Below are 12,076 nucleotides of genomic sequence, written 5' to 3'. Positions count from 1 at the left end.
ATCAGGCCCGGCAGGCTTCTTCTTTCATCATTTGGCATTGGAAAATTGAGCATTGAAAATTTCTGAATGAACTGGACCTCCTTCGATACTTGGATCGCCGTCACCGCCATGCTGTGTGCGGTCTCATGCGCCCTACCCGGATGTTTTCTGGTCTTGCGGAAAATGAGCATGATGGGAGATGCGATCAGTCACGCGGTCTTGCCGGGACTGGCGGTAGCCTTTTTCGTCACCGGCAGCCGCGCGAGCATCCCGATGTTTATCGGCGCCGCCGCCGTTGGCATTCTAACCGCTCTTTTCACGCAGTGGATCAGCCGTTTCGGGCAGGTCGATCGTGGGGCCGCGATGGGCATCGTCTTCACCACCCTCTTTGCCATTGGTCTCGTGCTCATTGTGAACGCAGCCGACCATGTGGACCTCGATCCCGGCTGTGTGCTCTACGGCGCCATCGAGCTGACTCCGCTCGATACCGTCAAAATCGGTTCCATGATGATCCCTCGTGCCGCGCTGGTGAACGGGCTCATTCTCGCCATCAACCTTGGAATCATCGCGCTGCTCTACAAAGAGTTGCGCCTCAGTTCCTTCGACCCACAGCTCGCCGACACCCTCGGGTTCTCCTCCGGCTTCCTCCACTACCTGCTGATGACGATGGTCGCCATCACCACCGTCGCGGCCTTCGAATCGGTCGGAAGCATCATTGTGATCGCCATGCTCATCGTCCCGCCTGCGGCGGCGCTTCTTCTAACAAGACGACTGCTTCCGATGCTGCTGATCAGTTCCACCCTCGCCGCGATCTCAGCCTGGCTCGGTCACCTTTTTTCGATGACCCTTCCCCGTCTCATCGGTTTCGAGGACACCACGACATCCGGCATGATTGCCTTCTCGTCCGGACTCCTTTTCCTCCTCGCCTGGCTCTTCGCCCCTACTGAGGGCCTGATTTCCCGGCGTCTCAAGCCGGCGGACTGATGCGGATGCAGTCCGTATCCACTTCGACCTTCCAGTCCGGGCGATGCTTCGCCACGAAAGCGCGAACCTCGTCCATGGTCGGGTAGCTCTGCTCGCTTTTCCCTTCGAAGCAGCGGGCGTCGTCGATCAGGATCACGCAGCGCAGATCCTCTCGCGAGAAAATGTGGCCGAGTTCCTCCATCACCGGCGTGTCCTTGTCGCCGCGCGCGGTGTTGCCGGCGGAATAGTGACCATCGAGCCAGAAGAGCGCGGGACCGTCGAGCTTCGGGACCAGCTCCGACATCACCTTGCCACTGTCGCCGTGAAGAATCTCGATGCTCGAATCGCCACCAAACCGCTTCACGGCCGCTTCGTAGAAGTGATCCGCAAGTTCGATCGAATAGAGCTTCCGGAAGTCCTTGCGCATCGCCTGGATCATGTCGCCTTTGAAGGTTCCCGTCTCAATCAGCACTTCGAGCCCGAAGCGTTCGCGGTAGTCGCGGATGTTCTTCTGCTTGATCGCATGGGGCGGAGGTGAAGGACGGCCGGCAGCTTCCCATTTCGCGACAGCGCGTTTGTCCTTCCAGTTTGAAATCAGGCTCATGAATTGTTAATCGGTAGTATTGCTGAGATCCTCAAACACGTATCCGTGCATCTCGATCTCCTTTCGGAAAACCCGGTCGATGATTTCAAGGTGCCGCTTTTCGAGCACCTTGCTGTAGTGGGTGCGATCCTTGCGGTAGTCACCCTTCGCCCGCACTCCCAGTGATCCTTCGAATGGAATGCCAAAGCGATCACAGATGCGCCCCATGCCTTCGGCCAGCTCCTCATACTTGATGATCTCATCGACCATGCAGTCGCCGTTTTCATCCAGATAGAAGCCGGTGTTCTGACAAAATACACCCTCTTCAAAATACTCGTCCAGCGTCAGCTTCCCATCACGGTAGGCGCGCTGCATGTGGTAGTGCGAAAGCGTTTTGTCCCAGGGATTCCGCTCGACTGAGAACTTGTAGTAGCTGTCCCAGATTTCCGGATCGATGCGCTGCTTGGCGATTCGCGCCGGAATGTGCTCATGGAACTTTCGCTGCTTGCGCATGTCGTCGAAGGTCCGCCTTGGCGTGAAGAATCGGCGTTCGACGAAGACGCTTTTGTCCACCGGGTAATTGAAGCTGAAGAACTCCTTCAGAGGGAAAAACGGGACCTTCCAATTCCGCGGCTCGTGGCCATCAACGGGTGGACGCGTCGTCGTAAAAACGTCGTCAGGACCGCAATGCGGCGAAAGAAACGCCTCAATGCTCGTTCCGGCCGTCTTTGCGGTTTTGATGAAAATAAAGCGATGCTGATGGGAAATGACCATTCGCGCCCCCAGCGATAGCCCAGCCGGACAATGAGGGGCAAGCGGTTTCGCCTCCGGTGGGCAGCGATGTCCCAATCAAGCGCCGATCACTCGCCCTCGAGCACCGCCGCAGCGGTTAGCTCGGCAAAGGGACCGAGAGCTCCGAAGTAGTGAATCTTGCGCTCACCATCGAGCACATAAGCCAGCGGCCAGGAACCGACGCGGAATTCGTGGCCCAGTTTGTTCCCCGGATCGGAGAAATTCGGCCAATCCACGGGATTCGAGCCCCGCATTTCGAGCTTCCGCAAAACATCCTTGGGGTCGCTGTTCACGCCGACGACTTCAAAAGGCTTCCCGGAGAATCGCTCGTCGGCCCTCACGGCGCGCAGCATGTCGATCACCGCATCCGGTCCCTCACCACCTGAATTCCAAAACACCAGCAGGACGACCTTTCCGGAGTAATCCGAAAGCGACATGGGCTGACCTCCAGAGCCGACCCCGACCAAATCCGGTGCGACCCGCCCCTTGCTGAGCTTCATGATGATGTAGAGTTCGTCCTCAGCCATTTCAGCCACCGAAGACCCGTCGACCACCACGTCCGCGGCATCGATGATCGCCTTGCGCAGCATCGTCAGGCGCTCAGCCATCACCCGGGCATCGTCACCCAGATTCTTATCGAGCATCGCAATTCCCAGAGCGGCGACACCTCTGACCGTCTTGTCCGGATTCTCCTTCTCGATGCGGCGCAGCAGATTCATCGACTGATTGTCACCACAGGCCACCAACGCCATGCACATGGGTGCCAACTTCGCACTCATGATGTGACTCCGGCTCACGGCATCGCGCACCGCATTGATTTCCTCCGCCATCATGGGTCGACGAATCCCGTCATCTCCAATGCTCGCCAAAGGATTGGCGATTCTCAGGAACCAGGCCGCAGGCTCCAGCACCCACTCCTTATCGAGGTCGTTCTTGATTTCCTCCCACAGTCTTTTCGCCGCAACCGCCTGATCCGGCCCGTTCTGTGCAAGCTCCTTACGTTCCTGCTCGGTCTTCGCGAGCTTCATTTTCAGCTGCCATGCCTCGACCGAACGCTCGTAGCCCGCCCTTACCGCCGCCGCCTGCTGAGGCGTTCCGGCACTGGCCACGAGGCTGAAACCAACAAAAAGGAAGGAGATGATCGGCGAAATCCGCATGCCCCACGCTACCAAGCCCGACTCGCCTGACAAGCCCACCGTTCGATGCTTTCCAACGCTTGCCCCCAGCCCGGTCCTCCCTTTAACTCCCCGCCCGATGGCCACCGAACATATCGACGTCCGCTACGTCGCCGACCTCGCCAGACTCGAATTGAGCGACGAGGAATGCGCAACCTTCCAGCCGCAGCTGGACTCCATTCTCCGTTACGCCGAGAGCCTCAGCCGCCTCGACGTCGATGGCATTGAGCCCACCGCCCACGCGGTGCCTGTCTACGACGTCATGCGCGAAGACGTCCCCGGCACCAGCCTCTCCCAGGAAGCCGTCCTTCAAAACGCGCCCGATCAAGCCCAGCAGCAGATCCGGGTGCCCAAAGTCATCGCCGACGCCTGAATTCCCATGTCCCTCGCTTCATCCTCCATTTCCGAGCTTCGCAAAAAGCTCACCGCCGGTGAGATCAGCTCCGCCGACATTCTCGACGATCTCGCTTCCGCCATCGCCGCGCGTGATCCCGAAGTCGGTGCCTACCTTTCGCATGATCTCGATGCGGCCAAAGTCGCAGCGGCGGACGCCGACCTTTCGCTGCCGCTCGGCGGCATCCCGATCGGCATCAAGGACAACATCAACGTCCTCGGCCAGCCTTGCACCTGTGGCTCACGCTACTTGGAAAAGGGCTACACTTCGCCCTATGACGCCACCGTTACCAGCAAGCTGAAAGCCGCCGGAGCCATCCCCTTCGGCCGCCTGAACATGGACGAATTTGCGATGGGCTCCTCGACGGAAAACTCCGCGCTGGGGCGCACTCTCAACCCCCACGATCTCAGCCGCATCCCCGGTGGATCATCCGGAGGCTCCGCCGCCGCCGTCGCTGCGAACCTGGCCATCGCCACCCTTGGATCCGACACCGGTGGCTCGATCCGCCAGCCAGCATCCCACTGCGGCGTCGTCGGCCTCAAGCCTTCCTACGGCCGCGTTTCCCGCTACGGACTCGTCGCCTTCGCTTCATCGCTCGATCAGATCGGTCCGCTTACCCGTAGTGTCGAGGACTCCGCGCTCGTTCTCCAAGCCATCGCCGGTCACGACTCACGCGACTCGACCTCCTTGAACGCCGAAGTCCCCGACTTCCTCTCGGGTCTCAATGATGGCGTCGCCGGCCTGAAGCTCGGGCTTCCCAACGAATACTTCGGCGAAGGCATCGATCCCGCCGTGCGCGAGAAGGTCGAAGCCGCCACCAAGAAGCTCGAAGCCGCCGGTGCCGAGCTTGTCGAAATCTCGCTCCCTCACACCGAGTACGCCGTCGCAACCTACTACATCATCGCCCCCGCCGAAGCCTCCTCGAACCTCTCGCGCTTCGATGGCATTCGCTACGGTCATCGTAGTAGCAATCCCGACGACCTCCTCGACCTCTACCGTCGCTCCCGCGAGGAAGGTTTCGGAGCCGAGGTGAAGCGCCGCATCATTCTCGGCACCTACGTGCTCTCATCCGGCTACTACGACGCCTACTATAGCCGCGCCCAGAAAGTCCGCACGCTGATCCGTCGCGACTTCGAGCAGGCCTTTGAGAAGGTCGACGCCATCCTCTCGCCCGTCACCCCATCGCCTGCCCGCAAGCTCGGCGAGAACAGCGACGATCCTCTAACCGAGTATCTTTCCGACATTTACACCATCGCTGCCAACCTAGCCGGCATCTGTGCGATCTCCGTTCCCTGCGGCACAGTACCTGCCGATGGCGACAAACAACTCCCCGTGGGCCTGCAAATCCTCGGTCCTCACCTTGGCGAAGCGAAACTCCTGCGCATCGCCAAGTCCGCTGAGTAAAGCGGGGCACATGGAAACGAGGCGCTTCCCCCAAGCGCCATGTGTCGGAGATGCACCTTCCAGGCGCTGATCTCTTCACACAAACGGGCTCTTCTTTTTTCCATAGAGAGCCCGGAGTACCCACGCGACGCCACAGACCCCGCCGATACAGAATCTCAGCGAAGCGCTTAAAAGGGACTCATTCACAACCAGGTTTGCGGTCAAGCGATGGAAAGCGGCGATGTAGGCCAGGCCTCCACAGACCGCGAAGACCATCACCAGCAAAAGGAATAGCATCGTCCAGTGGAACCATTTCTCGAAACCACTCGATTCCCCATCCTGCGGATCTCTGTCCACTTGGAGGGATTTCCAACCTGTCTTTCTCAGACCCCTCATCGGTGACGTCGACTTGATCTAACGGCTTGTCGGCCTCGGTTCATCGCAGCGCGACCCGCTCCATGACCACCACCCACTTCAACCTCGAGGCTTCCGGGGATCATCGACTTGTTGGGGACCAAAATGCCGCCGTAAAACCCGATCAAAGCCCCATCACGATTTCACAGTTGGGCATCTCCTTACGAAGCTCCTCGGCACCCGCCTCGTCCACCTGGGTTTGCCAGAGATAGAGGCGTTTGAGATTGGGAAGTGTCGCGAGTTTCAACACACCTTCGGTCGTCACTTTCGTTCCATAGAGATTCAGAGACTCCAACTCAGCCAAAACCGCGAGCTTGTCGAGCGAGGCATCGGTGACTTCCGTCTCGGACAAGCGCAGCATCTTCAGCTTCGTCGCCTTGGCAATTTCATCCACGCCCCTGTCGCTCACCTTGGTGGCGGACAGATCGAGCGAAACCATTCCCTCCATCACGGGAGCCAGCTTGGCCAATTCCTCGTCTGTGAAATTCTTGCGCATGCTGACCGCCGTGAAAGTCAGGCCACTCGAATCCTGTGACTCGAAGTTCAATGCCGACGGGAAGTCCACACGAAGTTTCTCGACCTCAACGGCCAGCAACTTCTTCACTTCCTCCTCCCTGCTTGCCTCCTCGACCTTGGCGCTCTCCTCGGCCACCATCTCCTCGACCGGGACGATGTTTCCCAAGGCAGCTTTCACCACCTCGGGCATCTCAACTTCGGAAATCTTGGCATCGGGTGAAGCGCCACTATTGATCCACCACTCAATGATCGCGAGTTCATGCGGCTCAATCTGCTTCTTGTCCTCCGGCGGCATGTGCTCGTCGTCATCAAGAGGAAGGTGAATCCGGAAGATGATGTTGCTGTCCTCGGCATTACCGGGCTCGAAGCCGTCACCCTCCTTGCCACCGGCAAGCAGCACCTCGTAATTATCCATCCGCAACTTGCCCTTCTGCTTGTCCTCGCCGTGGCAGGACACGCATTTTTGATCGAAGATCGGCTGCACGAGATCGGTGAAAATAACCTGATCCTCGACCGCCACCACCGGAGCGACTGAAGCAACAGCTTCGTCGTCCGTCTCCGGAAGTTCCTTCGAATCCTCTTTGGGCTCTGTGGCCTTGATCTTCTCCTCAAGTGGCAGTTGCTCCGCACCTGGAATCTGATTGATCAACTCGCGCACTTCCGCCGGCTCCTCCTTCCGCAGGTAGCCCTTTCCATGGACGCTCTCACCACCGTCGTGACTGGCCACTCCCATGACTCCGGCACTCGCCAGTAAGGTGAGGAGATAGAAAAAATTCCCCCTTCCACCTGCCAGATCGACCCAATTTTTCAGGATGAATGCGGCGACTGTTGCGGAGGCAAATCCGATTCCCCACCACATGTGATCGCGGATGAGCTCCGAGTTATCGTCGCCACTCTGATAAAGGAGGAAGCCTATGACCACTGCTACCACCGCCGAAGTCGCGGTAAAGAACATGGGCACAAGGGTCGAACTCCCCTTGTCTTTGCGGAAGAGCTTTCCAAGTTCCATCAGGATCACCAGCAGGAGCATTCCGATGGGCAGATGCAGCACCACGAAATGGAAGCGTCCCAAATAAGTCACCCATTGGGACACCTGATCGTCCTTGGGAGGCCCTGCAAGAATCGGCATGACGAACATCCCAATGATGGTCGCCAAGCCAAAGGCCGTTAGAAACCAACCGTAGGTCCGTGAGGGACGGGGCTGCGGGGCGTGAGCACTTTCGGGAGCTCCATCGGTCTCGGCATCGGCGACTTCAGTCATGTTGATCGAAGATTACGTAGGAAACCCGGCAATATTTCGGCATGACAAAAACTTGTCATACATCCACCACCGGGGCGTCCTTTTCGGCACCCTTAGGTTTCTTTTTACCGATGAATGGCAAAAATCGCGAAATGTCGATTCCCAAGGCCGACATCGATTTCACGAAAATCAGGAGCGCCGTCGCCTCGTCAATGATAGGGATCGGATCCAGCGGGCCCACCATCGGACCCCAGATGAGAAGATAGAGACCCGACAGGAGCGCAAAGAGAAAGGCGAATGCTTTTTTCACAATGCTCAAGGATACGCGAGATCCCTGCGAAATCAATCAGCCGCTTGGCGCACCGTCAGCCCCCTTTCGACCCGCCTCCTTTCAGGATCCGGATCTCAGGGGCGCAGGCCGACCGTCCTGGGGAGATTTCTCCCTGGGAATGCTCAGTCCTTTTCTTTAGCGGCCTTCTTAGCAGTCTTGATGGCCGTCTTCTTGGCAGCCTTCTTTGCCGGCTTCGGCATGTCCTCTTCATCATCGCCCCCGTGGTTGAGGATGAATTGAAGGTCGTCGAGACCGAGGTTCGATGCAAAGCCTTCGTCGCCGAGCACGTTGGTGACGAGCTGGGTCTTCTGGTGCTGCAGGATCCGGATCTTTTCTTCCACCGTGTCGCGAGTGAGCAAACGGTAGGCGATGACCTTGTTCTTCTGACCGATCCGGTGCGTTCGGTCGATCGCCTGGTTCTCCACCGCAGGGTTCCACCATGGATCGTAGAGGATGACGTAAGATGCGGAGGTCAGGTTCAGACCAGCACCGCCCGCCTTGAGCGAAAGCATGAACACCGAGGCATCCTTGGTCGTCTGGAAGCTCTCGATCTCGCCTTTCCGGTCCTTGGTTTGACCCGTGAGGTAGTGGAAGGGACGAGCTTCAAGTTCGAGACGCGCCTTGATGAGATCGAGCATCGAAACGAACTGCGAGAAGACGAGCACCTTGTGACCTTCCTCGTAAAGCTGGTCGAGCAGGTAGAAGAGCGACTCCATCTTGGCGCTTTCCTCCTTGAGGTACTTCGGATCGATCAGGCCCGGGTGACAGCAGATCTGACGCAAGCGCATCAGGCCCTGAAGAATCGCGAACGAGTTCTTCTTCACCGCCTCGTCGGAATCCAGTCCGAGCAAGGCCTTCTGAATGCGCTTCAGCTCGGCCTTGTAGAGCTCCTGTTGGATGCCATCCATCTTCGAGTAGACTTCCTCTTCCGTTCTTGGCGGAAGATCCTGGGCCACCTGGAGCTTGGTCCGGCGGAGAAGGAACGGACGCAGACGTGCCGCGAGGCGGTTCTGCGAAAGCGGATCCTTGCGCTTGTCGAAGCGCTTCTTGAAGTAGGCACGACTGCCGAGCACGCCGGGCATCGCGAAGGCCATCAGCGACCACATGTCGAGGAGGCGGTTCTCGATCGGCGTTCCTGTTAGAACAAGCCGGTTGGCGGAATCCAGTTCGCGCGCGCACTTGGCGGCCTTCGAATCCGGGTTCTTGATCTGCTGACCTTCGTCGAGAATGACGGTCAGCCACTTGATCTCGTTGAGCAGGTCACCGCAGACACGAAGCTGAGCGTAGTTCAGGATCAGCATGTCGATGTTCTCCTGAATGTGGGCCACGTCGAGATCGTCGCGGTTGCGCAGGATCTTCGAGCGGATGCTCTTGGCAAACTTGGCGCCCTCGCTTTCCCACACGTCGAGCACGGACTTCGGGCAGACAATCAGCGCCGGACGGTGGGACTCGCCCGCCTTCTTGCGCTCTTCGAGCAACCACAGAATGTAAGTCAGCGACTGGATGGTTTTACCCAGTCCCATATCGTCCGCGAGGATGCCGCCAAAGCGGTTCGTCGCGAGATAGGCGAGGAATTGATAACCTTCGACCTGGTAAGGACGCAGCGTTGCATCAAGACCTTCCGGCACGGGCGGCTTGACCTCGATGGTGATTTCGCCGGCGCTGTCCTTGATGCGCTTCCAGGCTTTCGGATCGAAGACCTCGGCGGCCTTAGGATCGGCAAGCTGAAGGGCGTGCATCCGGTGGGTTTCTCCGGAAAGATCGAAAGGATCGAGACCCAGTCGGGTAACCGCATCGCGCTGTTCCGGATCGAGCTTGATCTCCAGACGCATCCACGAGCCATCCTCCATCCGCACGTAGCCACCACGGGCGGCCACGAGCTGACGGATCTGAGCTTTGGAAAGATTCACCCCTTCCACGTCGATGACGATCTTCAGGTCGAACCAGTCGATGTCCTGATTGACCACTTCGAAGCGAACGGCTGCGGTGACCGGGTCGGCAAGGATCGACTTGAGTCGCGTATCGATGTCGAGCTCAAGCGAGTCCGGCATCGCCCCGATCCACTCGGCAAATTTCTCAGGGAACTGCTTGGTGATGCGCGATTTGAAAGCATCAAGCTTCTCGTCGTAGGTCAGCCCCATCTCGTCGAGAATCCCGGGAACCGCGTAAAGTTCTTCACGGGCAAAGCGCAGCAGCTGCTTCCCTTTCAGGGTCTTCTGCTCGACGAGTTCCCAGCCCTCCTTGACCAGCTTTTCGGTCCGGCGGTCCTTTGCTTCGATCGCCGTCACCTCGATCACAAGGTGCTCGGTTTCAGCAGCTGTTAGACCGGCAACCAACTTCAGTTCGAAGCGCGGCTTGAGCTCGAGATCGACCACGCGCTTCTTCAGCGACTCAGGCAGTGTGGCGCCGATCTTACGGAGGAACTCCACGCCTTCCAGCGAATCGATCACCTTCTTTGGAATATCATAACGAGGCATCACCTCGGTGTCCTCAAGCCAACGCGGTGGTCCCGGGAAAACGGTCTCGTCCGATTGATACAACTCCTGACGTCCGGGGAGCATCCGCACCGAGTGGGAAACATGCTCGCCCTCGGCCGTCACCAGCTGGATTGCAAAACTGCTGGGATCGTATGGATTGTCCACACAGATCCAGCGAAGGGCCTGATCGACCACTTTGAATTCCCGTTCGTCGAGGTTGACCAGATAGCCCTTCAGCGCAGGCTGACGGAAGACCCGGTTCATAAAGCGGCAGGCGTCTTCGGAATCGAAGTCGAAGGTGGTGTCACCGTTTTCACGGTAGTAGGCGAGGAAGTGCTCCCAGAGCACCTGGCTCGGAGCATCCATCCGCAAGGCGGCTTCGGCGAAGAGCGGAAGCAAGCGCTCAATGTCAGCCTTTTCACGAAGCTGCAGCCACTCACCCTCACCTTCCTTGCACTCGAGGCGCGCCTCATTGATCGTCGCGACAAGGCGGAAAGCGATGTTCACCGGCTTGCCGACCGGAGGACTTTCGTTGACCTGCTCAATGCGGTCATACCAGGCTGCGACTTCGCGCTCCTGTTCCCAATCCGCCATCTTCTTCTGAACGTAGTTCAGATCAGTCACGACATTCATGAACTCCGGATAAGGGAGCTTCTTCTTGTAGAAGGCGTAGCCGAGATAGTTCCAGAACTCGAGGATGTCGCCCGGAGGCATTGGCCAGAGTTCCAGTGGCTCGTAAGTGGTGATTTCCCACCGCGGCGTCAGGCGCACCATGTCGTGATCGTGAATTTCGCCTTCGATCACGTAGCGGCGGTAACGCTTCTCCACCTTGGAAACGAAGTCCGCCTCCTTGTCGTCGAGCTCGCGACCCAGCTTGTCTTCGATGATGTCGAGAATTGGCGTGTCATCAAACTCGTTAGGAGACTCCGGCAGATCTTCGCCGCGGTGCATCCGCTCCATCATCGTCGCGTACTGGCACGCTCCGGCGATGATTTCATCTTCGGCCGTACAAGAACCGAACCAGCGGTTGCCCTGAAGTCTCAGGCTGGTGCGAAAAGTGCCGGTCTCATCCTCGACTCGGCCTTGGATGAAGAGATGGTTTCCGAAGATTTGTGTAACAGTCCCCTCTTTCTGGAGCATCTCGCCCCGGATTCGGGATTCTTCGGGAAAGCTATTGAGGAAATTCAGAGTCGCGCGGTCCGGATTCATGGCCTTGGGTACAGAAAAGACGCATCCATTATCGATACTCACTTACATGGAGCATCAATGGGGAAGCGGGCTGCGACTCTACGCCTCCCTAGTGAAATCCCGCAACAAAAACCTGATGCAGGATTCTGCGTAATCTCCGAGCCTCAACGATTCCACCTCCTGAGCGTGCCATGCTTCATCATTCGCTCAGCGACGAGATCCCGGAAAAATCACCCGGCGACCTAGCAGCATGATGGCCAATGCGAGGCCGGCAGCCATTCCCCAGACGACAGGACCCTTACCCTGTTCGACGGCCGTCCTGAAAAGCATCACCATGCCATATCCCGTGGCGACTGGAATCAGCAGAATCCCCATCATGCCATGGAATGAAGCCGCCGCACTCGAGTCGCTTCGCCTATCAGGATCACCCAAGCCTTCTCGAAGCATCGCCACCACACCAAGCGCCAACAAACCGGCGAACAGCACGATGGCAAATCCGCTCAGCGCTTCGAGAATGGTTTCCGAGTTCATCCTCAAGAAGGCTAGCCCAGGCATTTCGGAAGCACAGCTTACGGGATGCCGAAAGCCTGCGAAAACTCCTTTTTCTTGTTGCAACACGATCTCAATTACCGGACCTTCTC

Annotated in this window: 10 protein-coding genes; 3 read left to right on the top strand and 7 right to left on the bottom strand. The window is 58.2% G+C overall.

Features of this window, described 5'->3' with window-relative positions; all coding sequences use genetic code 11:
* Positions 1–66 precede the first annotated feature (66 nt).
* A complete protein-coding gene (locus tag ACFQY0_RS01310; protein ID WP_379708273.1) occupies positions 67–963 on the top strand; it encodes a metal ABC transporter permease in 897 nt (298 codons plus the stop codon).
* Here ACFQY0_RS01310 and ACFQY0_RS01305 read toward each other — a convergent pair.
* The 3 genes from ACFQY0_RS01305 to ACFQY0_RS01295 all read right to left on the bottom strand — a co-directional run bounded on the left by ACFQY0_RS01305 (position 947) and on the right by ACFQY0_RS01295 (position 3,474).
* Positions 947–1,546, bottom strand: a complete 600-nt coding sequence (locus ACFQY0_RS01305; RefSeq protein ID WP_379708272.1) for an O-methyltransferase — start codon at positions 1,544–1,546, stop codon at positions 947–949. The genes ACFQY0_RS01310 and ACFQY0_RS01305 overlap by 17 nt on opposite strands.
* A 6-nt stretch (positions 1,547–1,552) precedes the next feature.
* The gene (locus tag ACFQY0_RS01300) at positions 1,553–2,299 is read right to left on the bottom strand and encodes a hypothetical protein (protein ID WP_379708270.1); all 747 of its coding nucleotides are present in this window, start codon (positions 2,297–2,299) and stop codon (positions 1,553–1,555) included.
* A gap of 86 nt (positions 2,300–2,385) precedes the next feature.
* Complete coding sequence (locus tag ACFQY0_RS01295; RefSeq protein WP_379708268.1) at positions 2,386–3,474, bottom strand: peroxiredoxin family protein; 1,089 nt, start codon at positions 3,472–3,474, stop codon at positions 2,386–2,388.
* Positions 3,475–3,571: 97 nt separating this feature from the next.
* On the opposite strand from ACFQY0_RS01295, the gene gatC reads away from it, so the two are divergent.
* Both gatC and gatA read left to right on the top strand, forming a co-directional pair.
* Entirely contained in the window at positions 3,572–3,865 is a 294-nt protein-coding gene (gatC, locus tag ACFQY0_RS01290; RefSeq protein ID WP_379708266.1) for an Asp-tRNA(Asn)/Glu-tRNA(Gln) amidotransferase subunit GatC, read from the top strand.
* 6 nt (positions 3,866–3,871) lie between these two features.
* Positions 3,872–5,290 carry an Asp-tRNA(Asn)/Glu-tRNA(Gln) amidotransferase subunit GatA gene (gene gatA, locus ACFQY0_RS01285; protein WP_379708264.1) on the top strand — a complete coding sequence of 473 codons (1,419 nt, stop codon included), beginning with the start codon at positions 3,872–3,874 and terminating at the stop codon, positions 5,288–5,290.
* 517 nt (positions 5,291–5,807) lie between these two features.
* On the opposite strand, the gene ACFQY0_RS01280 is transcribed toward gatA, so the two are convergent.
* The 4 genes from ACFQY0_RS01280 to ACFQY0_RS01265 all read right to left on the bottom strand — a co-directional run bounded on the left by ACFQY0_RS01280 (position 5,808) and on the right by ACFQY0_RS01265 (position 11,966).
* A complete protein-coding gene (locus ACFQY0_RS01280) occupies positions 5,808–7,460 on the bottom strand; it encodes a c-type cytochrome domain-containing protein (protein ID WP_379708262.1) in 1,653 nt (550 codons plus the stop codon).
* Between the two features lie 55 nt (positions 7,461–7,515).
* The gene (locus ACFQY0_RS01275) at positions 7,516–7,749 is read right to left on the bottom strand and encodes a hypothetical protein (RefSeq protein ID WP_379708260.1); all 234 of its coding nucleotides are present in this window, start codon (positions 7,747–7,749) and stop codon (positions 7,516–7,518) included.
* Between the two features lie 143 nt (positions 7,750–7,892).
* Positions 7,893–11,456, bottom strand: coding sequence for a DEAD/DEAH box helicase (locus ACFQY0_RS01270; RefSeq protein ID WP_379708258.1), 3,564 nt, complete (start codon positions 11,454–11,456; stop codon positions 7,893–7,895).
* A 186-nt stretch (positions 11,457–11,642) separates the two neighbouring features.
* Positions 11,643–11,966: a hypothetical protein gene (locus ACFQY0_RS01265; RefSeq protein ID WP_379708256.1), complete on the bottom strand. Its 324-nt coding sequence runs from the start codon at positions 11,964–11,966 to the stop codon at positions 11,643–11,645.
* Between the last annotated feature and the right edge of the window lie 110 nt (positions 11,967–12,076).

It is taken from the genome of Haloferula chungangensis, from assembly GCF_042664875.1.
In the GTDB taxonomy this organism is placed as follows: domain Bacteria; phylum Verrucomicrobiota; class Verrucomicrobiia; order Verrucomicrobiales; family Akkermansiaceae; genus Haloferula; species Haloferula chungangensis.
Note: the sequence above shows the minus strand (reverse complement) of the source record. Positions and strands in the feature narration are given on the sequence as shown.